At 65.9% G+C, this 24,870-nt stretch carries 26 protein-coding genes; 12 read left to right on the forward strand and 14 right to left on the reverse strand.

Translation table 11 applies throughout. The annotated features are described in order from the left end of the window. Positions 1-65 precede the first annotated feature (65 nt). The gene (locus tag NX773_RS05020) at positions 66-422 is read left to right on the forward strand and encodes a hypothetical protein (RefSeq protein WP_258855243.1); all 357 of its coding nucleotides are present in this window, start codon (positions 66-68) and stop codon (positions 420-422) included. Here NX773_RS05020 and NX773_RS05025 read toward each other — a convergent pair. From NX773_RS05025 to dapC, 3 genes are all read right to left on the reverse strand, one after another. After that, positions 419-1,555: a PilT/PilU family type 4a pilus ATPase gene (locus NX773_RS05025; protein WP_258855244.1), complete on the reverse strand. Its 1,137-nt coding sequence runs from the start codon at positions 1,553-1,555 to the stop codon at positions 419-421. The genes NX773_RS05020 and NX773_RS05025 overlap by 4 nt on opposite strands. A 115-nt stretch (positions 1,556-1,670) precedes the next feature. Further along, complete coding sequence (gene dapD / locus NX773_RS05030; RefSeq protein WP_258855245.1) at positions 1,671-2,495, reverse strand: 2,3,4,5-tetrahydropyridine-2,6-dicarboxylate N-succinyltransferase; 825 nt, start codon at positions 2,493-2,495, stop codon at positions 1,671-1,673. Positions 2,496-2,533: 38 nt separating this feature from the next. Further along, the gene (gene dapC, locus NX773_RS05035; protein ID WP_258855246.1) at positions 2,534-3,751 is read right to left on the reverse strand and encodes a succinyldiaminopimelate transaminase; all 1,218 of its coding nucleotides are present in this window, start codon (positions 3,749-3,751) and stop codon (positions 2,534-2,536) included. A 138-nt stretch (positions 3,752-3,889) separates the two neighbouring features. On the opposite strand from dapC, the gene NX773_RS05040 reads away from it, so the two are divergent. Then, entirely contained in the window at positions 3,890-4,663 is a 774-nt protein-coding gene (locus NX773_RS05040; protein WP_258855247.1) for a YoaK family protein, read from the forward strand. Here NX773_RS05040 and NX773_RS05045 read toward each other — a convergent pair. The 4 genes from NX773_RS05045 to NX773_RS05060 form a co-directional block, all read right to left on the reverse strand. Then, positions 4,660-5,613, reverse strand: coding sequence for a diguanylate cyclase (locus NX773_RS05045; RefSeq protein ID WP_258855248.1), 954 nt, complete (start codon positions 5,611-5,613; stop codon positions 4,660-4,662). The genes NX773_RS05040 and NX773_RS05045 overlap by 4 nt on opposite strands. Positions 5,614-5,778: 165 nt before the next feature. After that, the gene (locus tag NX773_RS05050) at positions 5,779-6,972 is read right to left on the reverse strand and encodes an aminotransferase-like domain-containing protein (protein ID WP_258855249.1); all 1,194 of its coding nucleotides are present in this window, start codon (positions 6,970-6,972) and stop codon (positions 5,779-5,781) included. 259 nt (positions 6,973-7,231) lie between these two features. Further along, a complete protein-coding gene (locus NX773_RS05055) occupies positions 7,232-7,693 on the reverse strand; it encodes a RidA family protein (protein ID WP_258855250.1) in 462 nt (153 codons plus the stop codon). Positions 7,694-7,765: 72 nt separating this feature from the next. Continuing rightward, positions 7,766-8,734, reverse strand: coding sequence for a threonine dehydratase (locus tag NX773_RS05060; protein ID WP_258855251.1), 969 nt, complete (start codon positions 8,732-8,734; stop codon positions 7,766-7,768). 129 nt (positions 8,735-8,863) lie between these two features. On the opposite strand from NX773_RS05060, the gene NX773_RS05065 reads away from it, so the two are divergent. Then, positions 8,864-10,297, forward strand: a complete 1,434-nt coding sequence (locus NX773_RS05065) for an aminotransferase-like domain-containing protein (RefSeq protein WP_258855848.1) — start codon at positions 8,864-8,866, stop codon at positions 10,295-10,297. A gap of 14 nt (positions 10,298-10,311) precedes the next feature. Here NX773_RS05065 and NX773_RS05070 read toward each other — a convergent pair whose 3' ends face one another. From NX773_RS05070 to NX773_RS05085, 4 genes are all read right to left on the reverse strand, one after another. Next, complete coding sequence (locus NX773_RS05070) at positions 10,312-11,160, reverse strand: helix-turn-helix domain-containing protein (RefSeq protein ID WP_258855252.1); 849 nt, start codon at positions 11,158-11,160, stop codon at positions 10,312-10,314. A 37-nt stretch (positions 11,161-11,197) separates the two neighbouring features. After that, a complete protein-coding gene (locus NX773_RS05075) occupies positions 11,198-12,025 on the reverse strand; it encodes an alpha/beta fold hydrolase (RefSeq protein ID WP_258855253.1) in 828 nt (275 codons plus the stop codon). A 10-nt stretch (positions 12,026-12,035) separates the two neighbouring features. After that, a complete protein-coding gene (locus tag NX773_RS05080) occupies positions 12,036-12,395 on the reverse strand; it encodes a nuclear transport factor 2 family protein (protein ID WP_258855254.1) in 360 nt (119 codons plus the stop codon). Between the two features lie 101 nt (positions 12,396-12,496). Further along, complete coding sequence (locus tag NX773_RS05085) at positions 12,497-12,892, reverse strand: ester cyclase (protein ID WP_258855255.1); 396 nt, start codon at positions 12,890-12,892, stop codon at positions 12,497-12,499. A 129-nt stretch (positions 12,893-13,021) separates the two neighbouring features. On the opposite strand from NX773_RS05085, the gene htpG reads away from it, so the two are divergent. Further along, positions 13,022-14,944: a molecular chaperone HtpG gene (htpG, locus tag NX773_RS05090; protein ID WP_258855256.1), complete on the forward strand. Its 1,923-nt coding sequence runs from the start codon at positions 13,022-13,024 to the stop codon at positions 14,942-14,944. Positions 14,945-15,171: 227 nt separating this feature from the next. Here htpG and kynA read toward each other — a convergent pair whose 3' ends face one another. From kynA to kynB, 3 genes are read right to left on the reverse strand one after another with little or no spacing between them, the layout of a single operon-like run. Continuing rightward, the gene (gene kynA / locus NX773_RS05095; protein WP_258855257.1) at positions 15,172-16,017 is read right to left on the reverse strand and encodes a tryptophan 2,3-dioxygenase; all 846 of its coding nucleotides are present in this window, start codon (positions 16,015-16,017) and stop codon (positions 15,172-15,174) included. A 10-nt stretch (positions 16,018-16,027) separates the two neighbouring features. Beyond that, entirely contained in the window at positions 16,028-17,278 is a 1,251-nt protein-coding gene (kynU, locus tag NX773_RS05100; RefSeq protein WP_258855258.1) for a kynureninase, read from the reverse strand. Continuing rightward, complete coding sequence (gene kynB / locus NX773_RS05105) at positions 17,275-17,922, reverse strand: arylformamidase (protein ID WP_258855259.1); 648 nt, start codon at positions 17,920-17,922, stop codon at positions 17,275-17,277. Before kynB ends, kynU begins: the two co-directional genes overlap by 4 nt. Before the next feature lie 672 nt (positions 17,923-18,594). On the opposite strand from kynB, the gene flhD reads away from it, so the two are divergent. The 8 genes from flhD (at position 18,595) to NX773_RS05145 (ending at position 24,853) form a co-directional block, all read left to right on the forward strand. After that, positions 18,595-18,912 carry a flagellar transcriptional regulator FlhD gene (gene flhD / locus NX773_RS05110; RefSeq protein ID WP_258820637.1) on the forward strand — a complete coding sequence of 106 codons (318 nt, stop codon included), beginning with the start codon at positions 18,595-18,597 and terminating at the stop codon, positions 18,910-18,912. Positions 18,913-18,948: 36 nt separating this feature from the next. Beyond that, a complete protein-coding gene (flhC, locus tag NX773_RS05115; RefSeq protein ID WP_258820636.1) occupies positions 18,949-19,497 on the forward strand; it encodes a flagellar transcriptional regulator FlhC in 549 nt (182 codons plus the stop codon). Next, positions 19,494-20,309 carry a methyltransferase domain-containing protein gene (locus NX773_RS05120; protein ID WP_258855260.1) on the forward strand — a complete coding sequence of 272 codons (816 nt, stop codon included), beginning with the start codon at positions 19,494-19,496 and terminating at the stop codon, positions 20,307-20,309. Before flhC ends, NX773_RS05120 begins: the two co-directional genes overlap by 4 nt. 44 nt (positions 20,310-20,353) lie before the next feature. Further along, positions 20,354-21,850 carry an MBL fold metallo-hydrolase gene (locus tag NX773_RS05125; RefSeq protein WP_258855261.1) on the forward strand — a complete coding sequence of 499 codons (1,497 nt, stop codon included), beginning with the start codon at positions 20,354-20,356 and terminating at the stop codon, positions 21,848-21,850. A 184-nt stretch (positions 21,851-22,034) separates the two neighbouring features. Further along, positions 22,035-22,895, forward strand: a complete 861-nt coding sequence (gene motA / locus NX773_RS05130) for a flagellar motor stator protein MotA (RefSeq protein WP_258855262.1) — start codon at positions 22,035-22,037, stop codon at positions 22,893-22,895. Between the two features lie 38 nt (positions 22,896-22,933). Continuing rightward, entirely contained in the window at positions 22,934-23,875 is a 942-nt protein-coding gene (gene motB / locus NX773_RS05135) for a flagellar motor protein MotB (protein WP_258855263.1), read from the forward strand. A gap of 16 nt (positions 23,876-23,891) precedes the next feature. Beyond that, positions 23,892-24,443 (forward strand): chemotaxis protein, encoded by a 552-nt coding sequence (locus tag NX773_RS05140; RefSeq protein WP_258855264.1) that lies wholly within the window; start codon positions 23,892-23,894, stop codon positions 24,441-24,443. A 44-nt stretch (positions 24,444-24,487) separates the two neighbouring features. Next, a complete protein-coding gene (locus tag NX773_RS05145; protein ID WP_258820630.1) occupies positions 24,488-24,853 on the forward strand; it encodes a response regulator in 366 nt (121 codons plus the stop codon). The last annotated feature ends 17 nt before the right edge of the window (positions 24,854-24,870 follow it).

A 24,870-nucleotide genomic window follows, 5' to 3' on the forward strand; every position in this document is an offset into this window, starting at 1 on the left:
TGCAGGGTCCTGAACCAGCCGCACCCGGGCCGGTCTTAACCCGTGTGGAAGCAGGCGAGGCAAGCATGAAATGCTCGGCACTGGCAGCCGCGACGGGCTGCATACTCATCGCCGGCTGCAGCGCGCCGGGGCCGCGCGAGGGTTACTATCTCACGCCGCTGGAAACGCTGGATGTGGTCGGAACTTATCCGTTATCGAACGGCGACACCTTGCGGATCACGCGCGAGCACAGCCGGTACTGGGCGCAGACCGGCCGCATCGGCAAGGTGGAGATCGTGCCGGTCGATTCGCTCGTGTTTGCGGAAAAGGCCGGCATGTTGCGCTACACGTTCACGCCGCTGCCGTTCACGACCGAGGTGCGCATCGACGGCTTGGCGCCGCCGAATGCCTACAGCGCGCTGCTCAAGGGCGCCGGCCCTTAGGTGTTGAGCGTGAACTCGGTGAACGAAGCGCCGTCCGGCTGGGCGTCCGGCTGGATTTCTTCCTGCTTCTTTTCCGGACCGTTGTTGAGCAGCCAGAGCAGGTTGGTGGCCGAGTCGGCGTTGGCGATCGCTTCTTCCTGCGCCACCTTGCCTTCCTTGACCAGGTTGTAGAGCGCGGTCTCGAAGGTTTGCGAGCCCGGCGACAGGCTCTTTTCCATCGCTTCCTTGATCTCGCCGATGCTGCCTTTTTCGATCAGGTCCGCGATGTAGCGCGTGTTGACCATGATCTCGACCGCCGCGTGGCGCGGGCCGCCGCCGGCCGAGCGGACCAGGCGCTGCGAGACGATGGCCTTCACCGCCGAGGACAAGTCCTGCAGCAGCGCGGCGCGGTTTTCGATGGGGTAGAAGCTGATGATGCGGTTGAGCGCGTTGTAGCTGTTGTTCGCGTGCAGCGTGGCAAGCACCAGGTGGCCCGACTGCGCATAGGCCAGCGCCGCGGCCATGGTTTCCTTGTCGCGGATCTCGCCGATCAAAATACAGTCCGGCGCCTGGCGCATCGAGTTCTTCAGCGCGGTGTAAAAGCTCTTCGCGTCCGCGCCGATCTCGCGCTGGTTGACGATCGACTTCTTGTTCTTGAACAGGTATTCGATCGGGTCTTCGAGCGTGAGGATGTGGCCGGTCTTCTGCTCGTTGCGGTGGTCCAGCATGGCCGCGATGGTGGTGGACTTGCCCGAACCGGTGGCGCCGACCAGCAGCAGCAGGCCGCGCTTTTCCATGATCAGCTCGGCGAGCACCGGCGGCAGGCCCAGCTCGCCCAGCGGCGGGATATTGGCAGGCACAAAGCGGAACACGGCCGAGATCGAACCGCGCTGGCGGAACGCCGACAGGCGGAAGCGCCCGAGGTTGGGGACCGAGACGCCCATGTTCAGCTCGTTCTCGTTCTCGAGTTCGGCCATCTGCTCGGGCGTGCAGATTTCGGACAGGAGGGAGTGGATGTTTTCCGGCTCCAGCTTGTGCTGGTTGATCGGGATGAGGTTCCCGTTGATCTTGATGTGCACCGGCGAGTTCACCGCGAAGAACATATCCGACGCGTTTTTCTCTTTCATCAGCTGGAACAGGCGGTCCATGGCCATTTCGTCTCTCCCTCTTGGTCGTTTGTTTTTAGTTGAACGCGTGGGCAGGAGACCTGCCCACCCTACAGCTTTTTCGTAGGGTGGGCAGATTTTCTGCCCACGCGTTCAGCAGGCGTCAGAACCCGCGCAGCAGCTCGTTGATGCCCGTCTTGGCGCGGGTCTTGGCGTCCACCTGCTTGACGATCACGGCGCAGTACAGGCTGTACTTGCCGTCGGCCGACGGCAGGCTGCCCGACACCACGACCGAGCCGGCCGGGATGCGGCCATAGCTCACTTCGCCGGTTTCGCGGTTGTAGATCTTGGTCGACTGGCCGATGTACACGCCCATCGAGATCACCGAGTTCTCTTCGACGATCACGCCTTCGACGATCTCCGAGCGCGCGCCGATGAAGCAGTTGTCTTCGATGATGGTGGGGTTGGCCTGCATCGGTTCGAGCACGCCGCCGATGCCCACGCCGCCGGACAGGTGCACGTTCTTGCCGATCTGCGCGCACGAGCCGACCGTGGCCCAGGTGTCGACCATGGTGCCTTCATCGACATAGGCGCCGATGTTCACGTACGACGGCATCAGGACCACGTTCTTGCCGATGAAGCTGCCGCGGCGCGCCACCGCCGGCGGCACCACGCGGAAGCCGCCCTTGGCGAAGTCCTCGGCGCTGTAGTTGGCGAACTTGGTCGGCACCTTGTCGTAGAACTGGATGTCGCCGCTGGCCACTGGCACGTTGTTCTCGAGGCGGAACGAGAGCAGCACGGCCTTCTTGATCCACTGGTTCACGAGCCAGCCGCCGGCTTCTTTCTGCGCCACGCGCAGGCTGCCGTCGTCAAGGCCGGCGAGCACGTGGGCGACGGCGTCGCGCAGTTCGGCGCTGGCGGACGATGCGTTGATCTCGGCGCGCTGTTCCCACGCGGTGTCGATGAGGGTCTGGAGTTGTTGGGTCATGATGGATCTACAAGTTGAAAATGCTGGTGCGCCCGGCGTCAGGCGCGAATCGATTGGCAGTACTGGACGATGCGGTTGGCCGCTTCCAGTCCTTCGTCCACCCCGGCCACCAGGGCCATGCGGATGCGGTTGCGGCCGGGGTTGACCCCGTGCGCGTCGCGCGCGAGGAAGCTGCCGGGCAGAACCGTCACATTATATTCGGCGTACAGGCCGCGTGCGAACTCGGTGTCCGACAGGCCGGTGCGGCGCACGTCGGCCCACAGGTAGAAGCCGGCGTCGGGCAGTTCCACGTCCATCACCGGCTTGAGCAGCGGGGTGATGAGGTTGAATTTTTCGCGGTACAGCGCGCGGTTCTCGACCACGTGCGATTCGTCGTTCCACGCCGCGATCGACGCGGCCTGGATCGGCGGGGACATGGCGCCGCCGCAGTAGGTGCGGTACAGCAGGAAGCGCTTGAGGATGGCCGGGTCGCCAGCCACGAAGCCCGAGCGCATGCCTGGCACGTTGGAGCGCTTGGACAGGCTGGAGAACACGACCAGGTTGCGGTAAGGCCGCTCGCCGCTGCTGCGCCCGAGCGCGTGCGCCGCTTCCAGCGCGCCCAGCGGCGCCGTGGCGCCGTGGTAGATCTCGGAATAGCATTCGTCGGCCGCGATCACGAAGCCGTAGTGGTCCGACAGCGCAAACAGTGCTTTCCAGTCGGCCTGCGACAGGGTGGCGCCGGTCGGGTTTCCCGGCGAGCACACGTACAGCAGCTGCACGCGCGCCCACACGTCGGCCGGCACGCTTTCGTAATCGCAGCCGAAATTGCGGGCCGGCTCGGAATTGACGAACCAGGGCTCGGCGCCGGCGAGGTAGGCCGCGCCTTCGTAGATCTGGTAGAACGGGTTGGGGCAGGCCACCAGCGCGCCGGGGCGGCTGCCGTCGATGACGCACTGGGCGAACGCGAACAGCGCCTCGCGCGAGCCGTTCACCGGCAGCACCATGGTGGCCGGGTCGAGCGTGGGCACGCCGTAGCGGCGCTCGATCCAGCCGGCGATGGCCGCGCGCAGCGGCTCGCCGCCGTGGGTGCTGGGATAGTGCGCCAGCCCCTCCAGGCTCTGGACCAGGGCTTTCTGGATGAATGCGGGTGTCGGGTGCTTCGGCTCGCCGATGCCCAGGCTGATCGGCGCATAGCCGGGATTGGGCACGACGCCGGAGAAAAGTTGACGCAGTTTTTCGAACGGATAGGGGTGGAGCTTCTCGAGGTTTGGATTCACGACTGGTACCGGATCTTGGGCATGCGGATGGTTTGTTAATTATAGCGCCGATAAGTTCGGGCCAACGGCCCCCTTGTTGGTGTGGATTTGCAGTAAGATGTACGGATTCAGAACGCCGTCACCAAAGAAGATTCAGCCGTGCCGATCAATTACGCGAGAAGCCTTACCGGCCACCGACGCACCGTCAGCGCCAACCGCCACCTCGGGTTCACCCTGGCCTTTGTCGCCGGGGCCACCAACGCGGGCGGGTTTTTGGCGGTCAAGCAGTACACGTCGCACATGACCGGGATCGTGTCGGCCATGGCCGACAACCTGGCGCTGGGCGGCTATGACCTGGTGCTGGACGCGGCTGGCGCCATCGTCTCGTTCGTGCTGGGGGCGGCCTGCACCGCCGTGATGGTCAATTACGTGCGCCGCCAGCGCCTGTACAGCGAATACGCGCTGCCGCTGCTGCTGGAGGCGGTGCTGCTGCTGCTGTTCGGCGTGCTGGGGGCGCGCCTGCAGAGCGTGCAGGGGCTGTTCATCCCGATCACCGTCATGCTGCTGTGCTTCATCATGGGGCTGCAGAACGCGGTCATCACCAAGCTGTCGCACGCCGAGATCCGCACCACCCACATGACCGGCATCGTGACCGACATTGGTATTGAACTGGGCAAGCTGGCCTACTGGAACGCAGACCGCAACCTGCCGATGGTGATGGCCAACCGCGAGCGCCTGCGCGTGCTGGGCGGCCTGCTGTGCTGCTTTTTTGCCGGCGGCGTGACCGGGGCGGTCGGTTTTTCGCGCATGGGCTTCATCTCGACCGTGCCGCTGGCGGCGCTGCTGTGCCTGCTCGCGATCGTGCCGACGGTGGACGACGTGGTGCGGGTAGTGGTGCGTATCAGGAAAAAGCGCGGTCCGGCGCGCGGCTAGCCCGGCTCTGCCACCTCGACCGGCGCCGTGGCTACCACCCGGTTGCGACCGGCCTGCTTGGCCTCGTAAAGCCGCCGGTCCGCCGCCAGCAGCAGGCCGCGCAGTGATCCATGGCGCGCGGGCAGCACGCTCGCCACGCCAGTGCTCACCGTGACCCAGTTCGAACCAGGCGAGCGCGGGTTGGGGATGTGCAGCGCTTCGACGTCCGCGCGGATCGCCTCGGCCAGCCGTGCCGCCGCCTCGGCCGGCGTTTCCCCGAACAGCACCACGAACTCGTCGCCGCCGTAGCGCGCCGCCAGGTCGGTGGCGCGCGCCGCGTGGCGCTGCAGCACGCCGGCAACCTGCTGCAGGCAGGCGTCGCCGGCGGCATGGCCCAACGTGTCGTTGTAAAGCTTGAAATGGTCCACGTCGAGCATCAGCAGCGACAGCGGGGCGCCGCTGCGCAGCGCGCGCTGCCATTCCTTTTCCAGGAAGCTGTCGAAGTGGCGGCGGTTGGCGATGAGGGTGAGCGGGTCGGCCATGGCGGCGCGCTCCAGCGCCCAGGTCGAACGCCTGGACTGGAGCTGGGCGCGCAGGCGGACGCACAGTTCGGCCACCCGGGCTGGCTTGCTGACGTAGTCGGACGCGCCGGCCTCGAAGCCGGCCACGATGTCTTCCGTGCCCGCGCGCGAGCTGACGAAGATGACCGGGATGGTGGAGGTGGCGGGATCGGCCTTCAGGCGGCGGCAGGTTTCCAGCCCGTCGATGCCGGGCAAGGCCAGCTCCAGCAGCACCAGGTCGGGCTGGGCGCGCACGGCCAGCTCCAGTCCTTCCTCGCCGCTGCCGGCGGCCAGTGCGCGGTAGCCGTGGTCCTGCATCAGGGTGCGCAGCGCGTCGCGGCATGCCGGCGCCTGGTCGATCACCAGCACCGTCGCTTGCCGCGCAGTGGACTCTGTCGCCAGGACCGCCATGCCGTTGCCTCGCTCAGCCGTTGGTTTTGCGTCGAGAAAATCATACCGCGACGAAACCCGGTGCGGCGGGCAACCTATAAGAACTGATAGGGAATTGTTGCGGCGCCGGTAGCGGCGCGGGGAAGGCGGCGGACGCCGGGTGGCGTCCGCGCGGGGAGATCAAGCTTACAGCATGTCCTTGATCAGCTTGCCGAGGATGGCGACACCCTCGCGGATGCGCTCCGGCGGCACCGTCACGAACGACAGGCGCAGCGTGTTGGTGGCCGCTTCGTTGGCGTAGAACGGCGCGCCCGGGACAAAGGCCACGCGGGCCGCGATGGCCTGGTCGAGCAGCTTGAGCGCGTCGATCTGCTTGGGCAGGGTGACCCAGATGAACATGCCGCCTTCCGGGCGGGTCCAGGTGGCCTCGGCCGGGAAGTGCTCGGCCAGCGCGTCGAGCATGACCTGGCACTGGTTGCCGTACAGCTCGCGGATGGTCGGGATGTGGCGTTCGAGGAAGCCGTCCTTGACCACCTCGTGCACCACCATCTGGGTGATCTGGGCGGTGTGCAGGTCGGCCGCCTGCTTGGCCAGCTCGAGGCGGCGCACCAGCGGCAGCGGGGCGCACACATAGCCCAGGCGAATGCCGGGGGTGAGCACCTTGGAGAACGAGCCCATGTAGATCACGCCGTCCGGGTTCATGGCCACCATGCGCGGCAGCGGCTCGCCCTTGTACGACAGCGCGCCGTACGGATCGTCCTCGATCAGCGGCAGGCCCAGGCGGGCGCAGGTCTCGACCAGCTCGCGGCGGCGCTCGATCGACAGCGTGCGGCCGGTCGGGTTCTGGAAGTTCGGCAGCGAGTACAGCAGGCGTGCGCCTTGCGCCACCGCCTCGATCGACGAGGGCACCAGGCCATGGTCATCGGTCTGCACGGATTTGAATTCGGGGCGGTACACCGAGAACGCCTGCAGCGCGCCCAGGTAGCTCGGGGTTTCGACCAGCACGCGGCTGCCTTCGTCGATCAGCACCTTGCCCAGCAGGTCAAGCGCCTGCTGCGAGCCTGAGACCATCAGGATCTGCTCGGGGACGATCTTCGAGCCTCCGGTGGAGAGATAGTTGGCGATCCACTCGCGCAGCGGCGGGTAGCCATCCGTGGGGCCGTACTGCAGCGCGACGCGGCCGTTGTCGGTCAGGACCTTGTCGTAGGCCTCTTTCATGCGCTCCACCGGGAAGGTGGCGGGCGAGGGCAGGCCGCCGGCAAAGGAAATGATCTCCGGGCGCTGGGTGATTTTCAGGATTTCGCGGATGAACGAGCTTTGCAGCTGTTGGGCGCGTTCCGAAAAATGCCACTGGATGGGATTGGGATTCTCGATTTTCATACTCATCTCACAGAAGGGACCGCAGGTGGTGCTGGGCCATTATAAGCCACGCTGGATAAGCAGGCTCGGGAAAAGGCCGGCGCCTGGTGGGCTCCGGCCCGGGTTAGTTACGCACTGCAGGCAATGCGCTGCAAACTGGCTCCGTCGTCCCGGCGCAGGCCAGGACCCATGCTGAGCTTGCGCGCACGCGGCGCGTCCGTTTCATACTCGGCATGGGTTCCGGCGTTCGCCGGAACGACGTGCTTTTTTTGGTTGCCAATCAAGCAACTTCCACGATCATTTCGATCTCGACGCAGGCGCCGCGCGGCAGCGAGGCCACGCCGAACGCCGAGCGGGCGTGCTTGCCGGCATCGCCGAACACCTCGCCCAGCAGCTCGGAGCAGCCGTTGGTGACCAGGTGCTGCTCGTTGTAGTCCGGGGTCGAGGCCACCAGGCTCATCACCTTGACGATGCGCTTGACGCGGTCCAGGTCGCCGCCGCAGGCTTCCTGCAGGGTGCCAATCAGGTCGATCGCCACGGCGCGCGCCGCTTCCTGGCCCTGGGCGGTGGTTTTGTCCTTGCCCAAGGTGCCCGTGTTCGGGGTGCCGTCCGCGTTCTTGGCGATGTGGCCGGAAATGAAGACCAGGTTGCCGGTCTGTACGTACATGACGTAGGCGGCGGCCGGGGTTGCCGGCGCGACCAAGGTGATGTTCAGTTCTTTGAGCTTGTCGTAGACGGACATGTGCTGTTCCATTGGGTTGAGGGTTGATGCAAAAGCGATATTGTACCTGCCCCGGGCCTGCCTTCGCAGCCGTTACGCTTGACGCAGGATGGCGCCGAACACCGCCGCGTCCACGTTGCCGCCGGTGAGCGGCAGGCCGAGGCGGCGCGCCCGCAGCCGGCCCTGGTCGCGCAGCTGCAGGGCGCCCGCCAGCGCGGCCGCCCCGGCACCCTCGGCCAGGTTGTGGGTGCAGGTGTAATACAGGCGCATCGCGCGCGCCACCTCGTCGTCCGTGACGGTGATGATGTCGTCCACCTCGCGCAGGATCAGGTCCAGCGAGGTTTGCTCCGGCACGCGGCAGGCCACGCCGTCGGCCAGCACGGTCGACACCGGGGCATCGACGCTGCGCCCGGCCGCGAACGACAGCGCATAGGCGGGCGCGTGGGCCGAGACCACGCCGACGATCTGGACATCCAGCCCCAACGCCGCACGCGCCGCGATGGCGGCGCTGATGCCGGACCCCTGGCCGATCGGCACCAGCACCAGGTCGATGCCCGGCTGTGCGCGAAACAGTTCGAGCCAGTAGCTCGCCACGCCCGCAACGATGTCCGGGTGGCAGGACGGGACCATGTGCAGGCCGTCGCGCTCGGCCAGGGCCAGCGCGTGCTCCCGGCTTTCGTTGAAATCGCTTCCATGCTCGACCAGCGTGGCGCCGAAGCCGCGCATGGCCGCGTTCTTTTCCACGCTGTTGCCGCGCGGGACGACGATGGTCGCTACCAGGCCGTTGCGGCGCGCGCCCAGCGCCACCGACTGCCCATGGTTGCCGCGCGTGGCCGCGATCACGCCTTTGACGCCGGGCTCGCGCTCAAGCAGCCGGTCGATGTAGACGAGCGGCCCGCGCGCCTTGAACGCACCGGTGGGCGTGTGGTTCTCGTGCTTGACCCAGGTCTCCACGCCCAGCTCCTCGTTCAGCAAGGGCCAGGCGTATTGGGGTGTCGGCTGGATCACCGAATAGACGATGGCGGCGGCTTGCTCGAGTTCGGATAGGCTTGGCAGTTCCATGGGTGGTTGCGGGGGAGTGGCTGTACAGGTATCCTAGCCGTAAATACCAATACAGTCCCAGTACACTTTATCGGATAGTTGTCGGGCTGTACTGGCGAAATGACCAGCACACCCGGGCGACTACTTCACATGGACGAGATCAGGCAAGCGTTGGGCGCGCCGCTGTCGCGCGAATCGGGAGAATCGCTGTCGGACCAGATCGTGCGCGCGGTGGCGGCGCGCATCGACGACCGGCACCTGAGGAGCGGCGCACGCATGCCGTCGATCCGCCAGTTCGCCAAGGCGCATGGCGTGTCGGCGTTCACGGTGGTGAACAGCTACGACCGGCTGGTGGCGATGGGCTACCTGGAATCGCGGCGCGGGGCCGGCTTTTTCGTGCGCGAGCGCGCCCCGCTGGCGCCGCAGCGCCAGCCGGCCGAGGCCAGTGTCGCGGGCCGGCCGCTCGATGTCGTCTGGCTGATCCGCAACCTGTTCCGCCAGGCGCCGCCGCAGTTTTCGCCTGGCTCGGGCGTGCTGCCGGCCGAGTGGCTTGACGGCCCGGCCGTGTCGAACGCGCTGCGCGCCATCGGCCGCCAGAACAGCCATGGCCTGCTGGCCTACGGCACCCCGGCCGGCTTCCTGCCGCTGCGCCAGCAGCTGCAGCGCAAGCTGGCCGAACTCGAGATCGCGGCCGAGCCGGATCAGATCGTGACCACCGTGGGCGTGACCCAGGCCGTGGACCTGGTCGCGCGCGAATTGTGCCAGAACGGCGACGCCGTGTTCGTTGACGATCCGGGATGGTTCCTGATGTTTGGCTCGCTCTCGATGCAGGGGCTGAAGGTGATCGGCATCCCGCGCCTGGCGGACGGGCCGGACATCGCCCAGCTCGCGGCGCTGGCGGCGCAGCACAAGCCGCGGCTGTGCATCATCACCTCGGTGCTGCACAACCCGAGCTCGACCTCGCTGTCGGCCGCCAAGGCGTTCCAGGTGCTGCGGCTGGCGCAGGAGCACGGCTTTGCGATCGTCGAAGACGACATCTATTGCGACCTGCACCCGGGCGCGCCCACGCAGCCGGTGACGCGGCTGGCCGCGCTCGACCAGCTGCAACAGGTGATCTATTTGGGCGGGTTCTCCAAATCGATGTCGGCCAACCTGCGGGTCGGGTTCATCGCCACCTCGCGCGAGCGCGCGCAGCGGCTCACCGACCGCAAGATGCTGTCCACGCTGACCACCAGCGAGCTGACCGAACGGGTGGTGTACAAGATTCTGTCGGAGGGCGTGTACCGCAAGCACGCAGACCGCCTGCGCGCGCGGCTGGACGCGGCGCGGCCCAAGGCGCTGCGCGAGATCGAGGCGGCCGGACTGCATGTGCCGACCGCGCCGCCTGCCGGCCTGTTCGTGTGGGCGGATGCCGGGCGCGATACGAACGTGCTGGCCGAGCGGGCGATGGCCGAGGGGATTCTGCTCGCGCCGGGCAGCCTGTTTTCGCCGAGCCAGCTGCCTTCAACCTTCATGCGCTTGAACATTGCGGCGCTGGGAGAGCCCACCGTCTGGCGCTTCCTGCAGCGCGAGCTTGCGCGCTGATCGCAATCGGCACGCTACGAAGCGGTGCCGGGGCGCTGCCTGAACCAGTCGGCGCTCGCCTCGTCGGCCGGGAAAAATGACTCCAGCCGCAATTCGTGCACGGTCACGTCGTGCGGGGTGCCGAGCGTGGTGATGGTGGTGAACAGGTTCAGCTCGACCCCGTCCTTGCGCAGCGTGAGCGGCAGGAAGGGCAGGGCGCGGCGGTCCAGATTGGGTGCGGCCGACGCTTCGCGCATGCCCGGCAGCGCGGTGAGCTCGGCCAGCAGCGCGGCCGCTTCGCTGCCCGGGCCGTCGCCCATCGCCTCGCGCTGCACCCACTGCAGCAGGTCGGCGCCGACTTCCTCCCAGTTGGCCAGCCAGGGCCGCAGGCCGTTCGGGTCGAGCGTGAGCCGGATCACGTTGACCGAGCCGTCGCGCGGGATCGGCGCGTGCGCCGGCATGCCCAGGAACCAACGCATCATCGCTCCCGCCGGTTCGTTGGCCATCACCAGGTTCCACAGCCGGTCCACCACCAGCGCCGGGTAGGGCGCCGCCTGCCGCAGCATGAAGTCGAGCGCCTGCTTGACCGCGCCCATCTCGGGATCGGACAGGTTGCGTTCCTGGTACGCGGGCGCAAAGCCGGCTGCGAGCAGCATCACGTTGCGCTGCCGTAGCGGCACATCGAGCGTGATGCCGAGCTTGAGGATGAGCTCTCGGCCTGGCTGCGCGCGGCCGCTTTCGAGGAAGGACAGGTGGCGCTGCGAAATGCCGCTTTCGGCCGACAGCCGCAGCTGGGAAAAGCCACGCTTGGTGCGCCAGTAGCGCAGGGCGGCGGCAAAGTCGCTGAAATACTGGTCGGCAGGCGCCCTGGTGGCGGTGTCCATCGTGTCCCCTTCGCGGTTGTGGCAGCCATTCTCGCGCCTACTGCCCGATAAATTCAAGCAGGTCGGCATTGACCCGGTCCATGTGGGTGATGAACATGCCGTGCGGTGCGCCTTCGTACACCTTGAGCGTGGCGTTGGGCAGCAGCGCCGCGCTGCGTTTGGCCGTCAGTTCCAGCGGACAGGTGGCGTCGGCGTCGCCCGCGATCAGCAGTACCGGAATGTCGATGCGCGGCAGGTCGGCCCGGAAGTCGGTGTGCGTCAGCGCGGCATGGCATTCGCGCAGCGCGTGCAGCGAGGCGGTGAAGGCGAGCTGGCGGATCCAGCCCTTCATCCCCTGCGGCGTTTCCTCGAACACGAAGGGCACCATGTTGTCGTCCACCCACTGCGGAAAATCGCGCGCCAGTTCGTCGTTGCGGAAGGTGTCGAAGACCGCCTGGTCGATGCCGTCCGGGTTGTCCGGCGCCTGCGGCAGGTAAGGCGTCACCGTGCCCAGCAGCGCCGCGCGGGCGACCCGCGCCGTGCCGTGGCGCGCCAGGTAGCGCACGATCTCGTTGCAGCCCATCGAGTGGCCCACCAGCGTCACGCCGCGCAGGGAGAGCGCCTCGACGACGGCGGCGATGTCGTCGGCCAGGGTGTCGAAGTCGTAGCCGCGGCCCGGATCGCCCGACCTGCCGTGGCCGCGCCGGTCGAAGGCGATGACGCGCAGGCCGCGGTCGAGCAGGTGCATCATCTGGTACTGCCACGATTCGGAGGGCATGGACCAGCTGGCCACGAACAGCACGGGCCGGCCCTCGCCCCATGTGCGGTAGAACAGTTCGGTGCCGTCCGCGGCGCGGATCGTGTTGGGGCGGGAGGTGGCAAGCATGGCAGCCTCCTTACGCCACGTTGTCCAGGAAGCCGGTGACGCTGGCAAGGCGCCCGTCACCGTCCAGCAGGCCAAAGTCGGTGCCGCGCGCCACCGCCGCGCCGTCCGGCGCGTGCAGCGTCCAAGAGAAGCGCACCGCCTCGTGGTGGCCTTCCGGCTGGCCGGCCAGCTCGAAGCGAAAGCCCGGGAACTTGTCCTGCACCGCGCCGATCAGCGCGTCGATGCCCAGGTGGCCGCTGCTGGCCGCCATCGGGTCGGTGTAGGTGGCCTCGAGCGTGAAAACCCGGGCGACCTGCGCGCGGCGCGCGACCGGGTCGCGCTCGTTCCAGGCTTGCAGGTATTGCTCGGCGATGCGATTTGCGCTGTCCATCGTGATCTCCTTTGAGAACGGGTTGTCGATGCAAGCCATTCTCCGGAGATCGGCGCGGTGTGGCGATTACGTCCCAGGTAATAGGATTTGGCGGCGAGCGTTCAGGCAATGCCGAGCTGGCGCGCCTGCGCGGCCGAGTCGCGCGCGCCCCAGCGGCGGGTGATCTTGTCGCCGTCCACTTCGAACCACTCCATGGCCACTAGCTCGTAGGACTTGCCGGTCGGCTCGTGACCGAAGGCGCTCGCCTTGAAGGTGCCGGTCTCGGTGAAGCGCACCACCACCGTGTTGCCCTCGGCGACCATTTCTTCGATGCGCAGCTGCATGCCGTAGCCCTCGATCAGCTGGCGCCAGATCGGCGACACCTTCTCGAATACCCCTTTGCCCATCACGCCCTGGATCTGTGCATCCTCGGTGAACAGGGCGCCCAGCCCTTGCAGGTCGCCGCGGTTGAAGGCGTCCACATAGCGGCGCACGACGTCTTTTGGATCTTTGCTCATCTTGTCTCCGTGGTAAATACAGCAATTCTAGGACATTCGTCTTTCTCGCGTGCAAACACCCCTTGAAACCGCTGTTGCCATCCCCATATCGCAACGGTCCGTTTAACCCGAAATTACCACGAGGAAAACATGGCTGTTGCCGAAAAAGAAACTCTTGGCTTCCAAGCGGAAGTTAAACAACTGCTGCACCTGATGATCCATTCCTTGTATTCGAACAAGGAGATCTTCCTGCGCGAGCTGATTTCCAACGCATCGGACGCGGCGGACAAGCTGCGCTTCGAGGCGATTAACAACGACGCCCTGTACGGCAACGACCACGAACTGAAGATCAAGGTCACGTTCGACAAGGCGGCCCGTACCATCACCATTTCCGACAACGGCATCGGCATGAGCCGCGAGGAAGCGATCGCGCACCTGGGCACCATCGCCAAGTCGGGCACCAAGGAATTCTTCAGCAAGCTCTCGGGCGACCAGCAGGCCGACGCGGCCCTGATCGGCCAGTTCGGCGTCGGCTTCTATTCGGGTTTCATCGTGGCCGACCGCATCACCGTGAACACCCGCCGGGCGGGCGTGGACGCGGCGCAGGGCGTGCGCTGGGAGTCGACCGGCGAGGGCGACTACAGCGTCGAGCAGATCGACAAGCCGAACCGCGGCACCGACGTGATCCTGCACCTGCGCGAAGGCGAGGACGAGCTGTTATCAAGCTGGAAGCTCAAGTCCATCATCCGCAAGTACTCCGACCACATTTCGATCCCCATCGAGATGCAAAAGGAAGAGTGGGACAAGGACAAGCAGGAGTCCGTGCTCAAGGACGAATTCGAGACCGTCAACCAGGCCAGCGCGCTGTGGGCCCGCTCCAAGTCCGACATCACCAGGGAACAGTACGAGGAGTTCTACAAGCACGTTTCGCACGACTTCCAGCCGCCGCTGGCCTACACCCACAACCGGGTCGAGGGCCGCAGCGAGTACACGCAGCTGCTGTACGTGCCGAGCCACGCGCCGTTCGACCTGTGGGACCGCAACAAGCGCGGCGGCATCAAGCTGTACGTCAAGCGCGTGTTCATCATGGACGACGCCGAGCAGCTGATGCCGACCTACCTGCGCTTCATCAAGGGCGTGATCGACTCGGCCGACCTGCCGCTGAACGTGTCGCGCGAGATCCTGCAGGAGTCGCGCGACGTGCGCGTGATCCGCGAAGGTTCGACCAAGCGCGTGCTGGGCATGCTGGAAGAGATGGCCAATGCGGACGAGCAGGAGCAGAAGGACAAGTACAAGACCTTCTGGACCGAGTTCGGCCAGGTGCTCAAGGAGGGCATCGGCGAGGATTTCACCAACAAGGACCGCATCGCCAAGCTGCTGCGCTTTGCCTCGACCCATAACGACAGCGACGTGCAGGACGTGTCGTTGGCCGATTACGTGGGCCGCATGAAGGAAGGCCAGGACAAGATCTACTACGTGACCGCCGAGAGCTTCAACGCGGCCAAAAACAGCCCGCACCTCGAGATCTTCCGCAAGAAGGGCGTGGAAGTGCTGCTCATGACCGACCGCGTGGACGAGTGGATGCTGTCGTTCCTGAACGAGTTCGAGGGCAAGGAGCTGGTGTCGGTGGCCAAGGGCGGCCTGGACCTGGGCAAGCTCGAGGACGAGGCCGAAAAGAAAGAGCACGAAGAGACCGAGACTCAGTACAAGGACCTGGTCGAGAAAATGAAGGGCGTGCTGGGCGAGAAAGCCAAGGAGGTGCGCGTGACTTTCCGCCTGACCGATTCGCCGGCCTGCCTGGTGGCGGACGAGAACGAGCTGTCGGGCAACCTGGTGCGCATGCTCAAGGCGGCCGGCCAGGAAGCGCCGGAATCCAAGCCGATCCTCGAGATCAACCCGAACCACCCGCTGGTGACGCGCCTGAAGTACGAGGACGCGGCAAGCCCGCGCTTTGCGGACTGGTCGCACATCCTGTTCGACCAGGCGATGCTGGCCGAGGGCGGCAGCCTCTCGGACCCGGCGGCATTCGTGAAGCGCCTGAACGAGATGCTGCTGGCGACGCCGGCGAAGTAAGCCTTATCGCAGCAAGCGAAACGGCCGTGGCAGCGATGCCCGGCCGTTTTTTATTGCACTGCTACACGTCGTCCCCGCGCAGGTACGCGGCTCGCGCAAGGGCCGCAGCGATACAAACGCAGCATGGGTTCCCGCCTCCGCGGGAACGACGGATTACTTTCAACATTTCACGCGGACAGCACCTGTTTTTGACGCGACGCCGGGCACCCACCCTACGACTGCCGCTCCTAAAGCGCCGTGCGCAGCGCAAACAGCTCCGGGAACAGTACCACGTCGAGCATCTTGCGCAGGTAGCTCACGCCGGCGGTGCCGCCGGTGCCGGTCTTGAAGCCGATGATGCGCTCCACGGTGGTGACGTGGCGGAAGCGCCAGAAGCGGAACGACGTCTCCATGTCCACCAGCTTTTCCGCCAGCTCGTACAGGGCCCAGTGCTTTTCGGGCTCGCGGTACACTTCCAGCCATGCGGCCTTGACCGATTCGTCAGCCTGCGTCGGCTGGGTCCAGTCGCCCTCGAGCCGCTCGCGCGCGATCGCAAAGCCGCTACGCGCCAGCAGCATCACCGCTTCGTCGTACACCGACGGCGCGAGCAGCTCGCGCTCGAGCGCGGCATGCACGTCGGGGTTCTTCTCGTGCACCGCCAGCATGTGGCGGTTCTTGTTCCCCAGGATGAATTCGAGCTCGCGGTACTGGTAGGACTGGAAGCCCGAGGACGCGCCAAGGTAAGGCCGGATCGCCGTGTATTCCGGCGGTGTCATGGTGGCCAGAACGTCCCATGCGTGCACCAGCTGGTCCATGATGCGCGCCACGCGCGCCAGCATCTTGAACGCCGGCTGCAGCTCGCCCGCGCGGATCTGCGTGCGCACGGCCTGCATTTCGTGCAGCATCAGCTTCATCCACAGCTCGCTGGTCTGGTGCTGGATGATGAACAGCATCTCGTTGTGGTTGGGGGAGAGCGGGTGCTGGGCGCTCAGGATCTGGTCCAGGCCCAGGTAGTCGCCGTAGCTCATGGCCGAGCTGAAGTCCATCCGGGCGCCGTGCCACTGGGCCGGCTGCTGCTTGTCGCTACTGGTCATGGCATTCCTTTCAGGTGACGGCGCCGCGCGCGGCGGTGATGTCGTAGTCTTCGCGGTCGAGGATGTCCTTCAGTATCGCGACCGCGTCCCATACGTCGGCAAAGCGGGTGTACAGCGGGGTAAAGCCGAAGCGCATGATGCGCGGCTCGCGGTAGTCGCCGATCACGCCGCGCGCGATCAGGGACTGCATCACCGCGTAGCCGTGCGGGTGCGTGAAGCTGACCTGGCTGCCGCGCCGGTCGTGCGCGCGCGGGGTGACCAGCTCCAAAGGGTGGCCCGCGCAGCGCGCTTCGACCAGGTCGATGAACAGGTCGGTGAGCGCGAGCGATTTGGCGCGCAGCGCCTCCATGCTGGTGCGCTCGAAGATCTCGAGCCCGCATTCGACCAGGGCCAGCGAGACCACCGGCTGCGTGCCGCACAGCGCGCGCCTGATGCCTTGGCCAGGCGCAAAGCTGGGCGCCATCGCAAACGGCGACGCATGGCTCCACCAGCCCGACAGCGGGTGCGAGAATGCTGCCTGGTGGCGCTGCGGCACCCAGGCGAACGCGGGGGCGCCAGGGCCGCCGTTGAGGTATTTGTAGGTGCAGCCCACTGCAAAGTCGGCGTTGGCGGCGTGCAGGTCCACCGGCACCGCACCGGCCGAGTGGGCCAGGTCCCAGACCGCCAGCGTGCCGCGCTCGTGCGCAAGGCGCGTGAGCGCCGCCATGTCGTGCTGGTAGCCGGTGCGGTAGTTCACGTGCGTGAGCATGAGCACCGCGCAGTCGGCGCCGATCGCGGCCGGGAGCTCGTCTGGCGAATCCACCAGCAGCAGGCGGTAGCCGCGGTCGAGCCACGCGGCCAAGCCTTCGGCCATGTAGATATCGGTCGGGAAGTTGGAGCGCTCGGTGACGATCACGCGGCGCTGCGGGTCCGCCCGCTCCTGCATTGCAAGCGCGCTGGCCAGCACCTTGAACAGGTTCAGCGAGGTGGTGTCGGTGACGACCACTTCGCCTTGCCGTGCGCCGACCAGCGGGGCCAGCCGGTCGCCCAGGCGCGCCGGCATCTCGAACCAGCCGGCCGTATTCCAGCTGCGGATCAGGTCCTGGCCCCATTCGCGCGCCACCACAGCTGCGGCGCGCTCGAGCGCGGCACGCGGGCGGGCGCCAAGCGAATTGCCGTCCAGGTAGATCACGCCCTCCGGCAGGTCGAATGCATCGCGCAGCGGCGCGAGCGGGTCGGCGCGGTCGCGCGCCAGGCAGTCTTCGCGGGTGGTCGTGGTCATGCCGTGTCTTTCGATGCAAGGGGGCGCAGGATCGCGCGCACCGGGCTCGCGTCCATGCCGGCCAGTTTCAGGGGCAGGGCGATGAGCTCGTAGTCGCCTGGCGCGATCTCGTCGAGCACCACACCTTCCAGAATCGCCATGCCGTGCGTGCGCACCGCGTGGTGGGCGTCCAGCGTCTTGGAGTCCTGCGGGTCGAGCGAGGCCGCGTCCGTGCCGATCAGCGCCACGCCGTGCGCGGCGAGCAGCGCGATGGTGGCCGGTGCGATGGCCGCAAAGCGTTCGTCCCAGTGGCGCTGCGGCGCTTTGTCGTAGGTGCGCAGCAGCACGCGCGGCGGCATGGCCTCAAGCCAGGGCGCCACGTGCGCGGGCTCCACGCGCGTCACGCCGATGCAGTGGATGACGCGGCACGGGCCAATGTAGGGCGCCAGGCCCACCGCATCGATCGCCAGCCCGGCCGGATCGTAGTGCGAGGGCGCGTCGGTGTGCGCACCCAGGTGCGTGGTCATCGTCATGCGGCTGACGTGCACCGGGCAGCCGTTGCCGATTTCCCAGGTGGCGCTGGCCGCGAACCGGGTGTCGCCGGGCCAGACCGGGAGATCAGCCGAGATCGTCGGGCTGATGTCCCACAGGGGAGGTGTGTGCATGCAGGATCCTTTGTGTGGATGCTTGAAGCCTCAACAATCCGGCTTGTGGGATGCAAGTGTAGCAAGAAACCGCCGGGCAGAGGCAAGCGGCTCGGCTAAGTCGTTGAAAACAAAGGAACAAAAAAATTTTCAAAAATTTTTTAAAAAAACCCTAAAGTTCCCGAAACTGGTGCCGTAAATGATCCCAGATGCCCCGGAAAGGGACGTCAACACGGCGCAGTTGCAGAGTCACCTACAATTATTCAAAAGACTCTCTCGTCCAGGTACGCTCGCCGCACACCAAAGGGTCACCAATAAATTTTCAAAAGACCCCTAAAGTTCCCGGACACGGGACCGTTTACCTCAGCAAGACGCCCCAAGGGTGACGAAAAATTTTTTGGCGCAACACTCAAGTTGGTCAAAAATTTGACGTAAATCAAAAAATTCAGCGATCGCAGGACGGCCCGGGAAGTCCATTCCGCCGTGTTGCGCACACTCGTTTTCCGTCCCTTTTCATAGGGGCGCGACCACGATCCGGCAGGGTTTGTCAGACAAACTCCTACGGGTCTTCTTCGTCTTTGCCGGACGAAAAATACAGACCGCAGCCTATAGCCCAAAAGTTTCCACACAGTCAGAATGTATCTCACTGGCAACACCAAGAACGCCAGACCAACACGGATACCGGAGAGAACAATGACTGCGAACGACATGATGGCTGAAATTCGCGACGCGAACCTGAGCTACCTGATGCTTGCCCAGCAAATGATCCGCGCCGACAAGGTCACCGCGATCTTCCGCCTGGGTATCTCGGCCGACATCGCCGACCTGATCGAAGGCATGAGCAATGCCCAGATCCTGAAGCTGGCTGGCGGCAACATGATGCTGGCGCGCTTCCGCTTCGACGACAGCGCTATCCTGTCCATGCTCACCAACTACAACAAGGATCGCGCGCTGGCCCAGTCGCACGCCGCCATCCTGATGGCCGGCCAGCCGGTCGAGGAAATCGCTTAAGCCATCACTTAAGTCATCCTCGTTACGGAGCCTGCAATGAGCAAGAAAAGCGTCGTGTCGGAAGCGCAGGAGATCCAGCTCGCGATCGAGTTGATCCAGCTGGGCGCGCGCCTGCAACTGCTCGAGAGCGAAGTGTCGCTGTCGCGCGAACGCCTGCTCAAGTTGTACAAGGAACTGAAGGGCGTGTCGCCGCCGAAGGGCATGCTGCCGTTCTCGACCGACTGGTTCCTGACCTGGCAGCCGAACATCCACTCCTCGCTGTTCATCAATATCTACAAATTCCTGGTCGATCACGCGGGCGCCACCGGCATCCAGGCGGTGATGAAGGCCTACAAGCTGTACCTGGAACAGATGCCGCCGGAAGCGGGCGAGGAGCCGCAGCTCTCGCTGACCCGCGCCTGGACGCTGGTGCGCTTCTTTCAGAGCGAGATGCTCACGCTGGCCCCCTGCAGCACCTGCAAGGGCAAGTTCGTGGTCAATGCGCTGGACCTGAACAAAGATTACCAATGCGGCCTGTGCCACGTGCCTTCGCGCGCCGGCAAGACCCGCAAATCCAAGGAAGCCGCGGCGCTGGGCGCGGCGTGATTCCTGCATCCCCACCGCGGGGCGAACGATCCGCCCCGCGTCGCCTGCTGTCCATTCCGGCGCTGCGTGCGCTGCTGATCCAGTGTGCCTGCTTTCTGCCCACGCTCGCGGCGCTGTTCGTGCTCGCGCGCATGGGCGCCGCTCCCGGCTACTGGCATGCGGCACTGCTGCAAGGCGGGTTCGCCGCCATCGTGACCGCGCGCGCCGGCATGGCGCGCTGGTGGGGCCTGATTCAGTTCCTGTTCCCGGTGGCCGTGCTGCTGGCGCAGGCGCTGGCGCTGCCGCCCGCCGTGTTCCTGGCCGGCTTCGTGGTGCTGCTGCTCGTTTTCTGGTCCACCTTCCGCACCCAGGTGCCTTATTACCCGTCGGGCAGGGCGGTACGCGCCGAGGTGCTGGCGCTGCTGGCCGGGCGCGAGGCGCCGCGCGTCATCGACATCGGCAGTGGCCTGGGCGGCCTGGCGCTGGCGCTGGCGCGCGCGCGGCCCGATGCGCGGGTCGAGGGCATCGAGCTGGCGCCGCTGCCGTGGCTGGCGAGCCGCCTGCGCGCGCTGCTGTCCGGCAGCCGCGCGCGCTTCCTGCGCGGCGACTACGAGCGCCTCGACTTTGGCGACTACGACCTGGTGTATGCCTACCTGTCGCCTGCCGCGATGGATGGCTTGTGGCGCAAGGCGCGGCGCGAGATGCGGCCTGGCAGTGTGCTGGCCAGCTACGAGTTCGCGATCGCCGGACAGGCGCCGGACCGGGTGCTGGTCCCGCAGGGCAGCGCGCGCGAGCTATACATATGGTGTTTTAAACAGATTGACGGTCAGTAACTAATCGCTATTCTTGCGGCTGTGTCTCAATAACAAGGAAAAGCATGAAACTTCGTCAGTTTGTCGCGCTTGCGGCCATGGCCGCCGCTTCCCCTTTGTATGCGGCCGATGCCGCCAGCACCGCGGTGCTGAAGCAGGCGCTCGAAGCCCAGGGCGGCGCGCAGAAGCTGCGCGCGGTAAAGACCGTGGCCTTCGAGTCGTCCGGCTACCGCAACATGCTCGAGCAATCGGAGCGCCCGGAAGGTCCGTGGCTGGTGGCCTTCCTCGATATCACGGAGCTGCATGATCACGAATACAAGGCGCTGCGGCGCGATGTGAAGATGGCCGTGCCGCCGGCCCAGCAATGGAACACCAGCCTGGTTGTTTCCGGTGACGTGGCCATGAACGCGTTCGGCGCCAACCAGGTTCCCGGCAACAGCGCGGACGTGAAGCGCGCCGGCGAATCGATGGCGCTGAGTCCGGAGCGGGTTCTTCTTTCCGCCCTCGACGCCGCCGACACGCACCTGGAGGCCAGTCAGGTCATGCACGGCGTGCCGCACCAGGTGCTCGCGTTCACCCTCGACGGCGCTCCGGTGCGCATCTACCTGAACCAGTACACCCACCTGCCGTTTGCCGTGGACTACGCGGGGCCGCTGGCGCACACGGCCTACGGCGCCTTCATTGGCGACGCCACGCAGCGTGTCACCTGGACCTTCTGGCGGCTGGACAAGAGCGGCTTGCGCTACCCGATGCAATGGGACTACCAGCTCAACGGCATGGCTGACCGCACGCTGATGCTGCGCAAGCTGAAGGTGGATGCGCCGTTCGACCCGGCGCTGACCACGATTCCCGAGGCCGTGGCGGCGCGCTACAAGCCCCAGGCGCCGGCGCCGGGGCCGGACACCACGCCGCTGGGCGCAAAGCGCACCGAGATTGTGCCCGGCATCGTGCAGATCGAAGCGTCGTGGGACGTGGCGATCGTCGACCAGGGCGACGGCCTGGTCGTGATCGAGGCGCCGATTTCGTCGAACTACTCGAAGCAGGTGCTGGACGAGGCGGCGCGCCGCTATCCCGGCAAGCGCGTCAAGGCGGTGGTCAGCACCTCCGATTCATGGCCGCACCTGGCCGGCATTCGCGAGTATGCCGCGCGCGGCATCCCGATCTACGCGCTCGGCCTGTCCGAGCCGATCGTGCGCCGCACCCTGGCCGCCCCGCACACCCGGCAGCCGGACAGCCTGCAGCGCGCGCCGCGCAAACCCGAGCTGCACTGGGTGCGCGGCAAGACCGTGATCGGCTCCGGCCCCAACCGGGTCGAGCTGTACCCGATCATGGGGGCGACCACCGAGCGCCAGATGATGGCGTATTTTCCGCAGCATCGCCTGCTGTACGGCAGCGACCCGTTCCAGAAGCGGCAGGACGGCAGTTACACCGCAGCCCAGCCGGTGAGCGAGCTGGTGCAGGCGGTCGCGCGCGAGCAGCTGGCCGTGGACCGCTTCTTCATGATGCACCTGCCCCCGGCGCCGTACAGCGAACTGCTGGCGGTTGAAGGCGAGGCGGATTGAAGGCTGTCAAGAGAGGGGTAGGAAAAGCTTTACATATGGCACTTTTAGGCGACATCCCGGCCAGTTTTGCTTGCCGGGAAGCCTTTCTCAAGCTATTGTATTTCCCTACCGTAAATATTTTTTGAATTCAATACAATTTCCGGCATCAGAACGGGAAAACAATGCGTAGCGGGAGCAAGGGCACTTGTTAGTCATTATCGGATACGTCATCGTGCTGGGCGCGGTGTTCGGCGGCTTCGTGATCGAGGGTGGCCACCTCGCCGCGCTGTTCCAGCCGGTGGAACTGCTGATGATCGGCGGCGCGGCCCTCGGTGCCTTCTTCGTCGGCAATAACGGCAAGACCGTCAAGGCGACCCTGAAGGCGCTCCCGGCCATCTTCCAGGGCTCGCGCTACACCCGCGAGCTGTACATGGAGCTGATGTCGCTGCTGTTCGACGTGCTGTCCAAGGTGCGCAAGGAAGGCCTGATGTCGATCGAGGGCGACATCGAGGCGCCGGCCGAGAGCCCGCTGTTCTCCAAGTACCCGGCGGTGCTGGCCGACCACCATGTCATCGAATTCATGACCGACTACCTGCGCCTGATGGTCTCGGGGAACATGGACGCGTTCCAGATCGAGAACCTGATGGACAACGAGATCGACACCCACCACCACGAAGGCCTGGTGCCGGCCACCGCGCTCACCAAGCTGGGCGACGGCCTGCCGGCGTTCGGTATCGTGGCCGCGGTGATGGGCGTGGTGCACACGATGGAATCGGTGGGCATACCGCCGGCCGAGCTGGGCATCCTGATCGCCAAGGCGCTGGTCGGCACCTTCCTCGGCATCCTGCTGGCCTATGGCTTCGTCGGCCCGCTCGGCAGCCTGCTCGAGCAGAAGCTGGAAGAGTCGTCCAAGATGCTGCACTGCGTGAAGGTGACGCTGCTGGCAAGCCTGAACGGCTACGCGCCGGCGCTGGCGGTGGAATTCGGCCGCAAGGTGCTGTACTCGACCGAGCGCCCGACCTTCGCCGAGCTGGAAGAGCACATCAAGAAGGCCAAGGCCAAGTAAGGGCGGCAGCGTGAACTACATGATCCTGCGGAGGGCACATGGCCGATGAGGGACTGCGGCCGATCATCGTCAAGCGCGTGAAGAAGGGCCACGGCGGCCACCACGGCGGCGCTTGGAAGATCGCGTACGCCGACTTCGTGACCGCGATGATGGCGTTCTTCCTGCTCATGTGGCTGATTGGCTCGACCACCAAGGGCGACCTTGAAGGCATTGCGCAGTACTTCAAGACGCCGCTCAAGGTGGCCATGTCGGGCGGCTCGGGCAGCGGCGACAGCTCGTCGATCCTGCAGGGCGGCGGCAAGGACCTGACCAAGCGCGACGGCCAGGTCAAGCGTGGCGACGTCCCGGCCGACAAGAAGACCTACGACCTGGCCGCGGCCAAGGCCGCGCTCGAGCGCGAGGAGAACGGACGCCTGCAGTCGCTCAAGGGCCGCATCGAGATGACCATCGAGACCAACCCGGCGCTGAAGAAGTTCAAGAACCAGCTGCTGCTGGACATCACCAGCGAGGGCCTGCGGATCCAGGTGGTGGACGAGAAGAACCGTCCGATGTTCCAGCTGGCCAAAGCCGAGCTGGAGCCGTACACGCGCGAGATCCTGCGCACCATCGGCGCCGTGCTCAACGACGTGCCCAACAAGATCGGCCTGTCCGGCCACACCGACGCCACCCCGTACATGATGGAAACCGGCTACAGCAACTGGGAATTGTCGGCCGACCGCGCCAACGCCTCGCGCCGCGAGCTGGTGATCGGCGGGATGAAGGACGACAAGGTGCTGCGCGTGGTGGGGCTGGCGTCGGCCGCGCCGCTGAACCGCCAGGACCCGTTCGACCCGATCAACCGCCGCATCAGCATCATCGTGCTGAACAAGCGCACCGAGGAGGCGATCATGCGTGACGCCGGCAAGCTCGAAGTGCCGGTGCAGGAGGCGGGCCAGGTGGCGGCGGCTGCCGCCGTGGCCGCGCCGGCAGCGAAGAAATAAGCCGGAGGAGACCCGGATGACGACCAGGAAGAAAATTTTGGGATCGCACGTGAAGCGCCTGCTGTCGGGCGTGTCGGACCACGGCCGCCGGCACCTGGCCGAGGTCGAGACCGACCTGCTGCAGACCGAGCTGCTGCTGGAGGAGGCGATCGACAAGCTGACCGCCGCCTTCCTCGCGATCCACGGCGCGGTCAGCGCGCGCCAGGCTTTGGTGGACCGCCTGCTGGCGGGCGAGCAGTTGTCCGAGGAAGAGCGCGGCGCGCTCGCGCGCATGTCCGACGAAATCGGCCAGCACGTGAACCTGGCCGTGACCAGCATGCAGTTCCAGGACATGACCGGCCAGCTGATCGAACGCAGCATCCGGCGTGTCATCGGGCTGTCGGAATTCCTCGGTACGCTGGGCGCGCATGGCGCCGGGATCGTGCCGGAGAGCGGCCACGAAGAGATCGTCGACCGTCTCGGCAAGGTCAGCACGGCGCTCGCAATCCAGTCGCTCGAACTGCGCAGCGTGCTGCGCAAGTCGGTCGAGCAGAAGCACATGGAAAGCGGCGACATCGAGCTGTTCTGAAGGCGCGCGACACAACAGAAGTAACAGAAGAATCAGGAGCAAACATGGCAAAAACAATTCTCGCGGTCGACGACTCCAGCTCGCTGCGCCAGATGGTGGCGTTCTCGCTGAAGGCGGCGGGCTACCAGGTGGTGGAGGCGGTCGATGGCCAGGACGGCCTGGACAAGGCCAAGCAGCAGGCCGTGGACCTGGTGCTGACCGACCAGAACATGCCGCGCATGGACGGCCTGTCGCTGATCAAGATGCTGCGTGGCCTGCCGGCCTACCAGAAGACGCCGATCCTGATGCTGACCACCGAATCGTCCGACGAGATGAAATCCAAGGGCCGCGCCGCCGGCGCCAATGGCTGGCTGGTCAAGCCGTTCGACCCGCAACGCCTGATCGAGGTGGTCAAGAAAGTCATTGGCTAGCCGTGCGGCGGGCCATA

Origin of the sequence: Massilia solisilvae, assembly GCF_024753215.1 — a bacterium.
Classification (GTDB): domain Bacteria; phylum Pseudomonadota; class Gammaproteobacteria; order Burkholderiales; family Burkholderiaceae_D; genus Telluria; species Telluria solisilvae.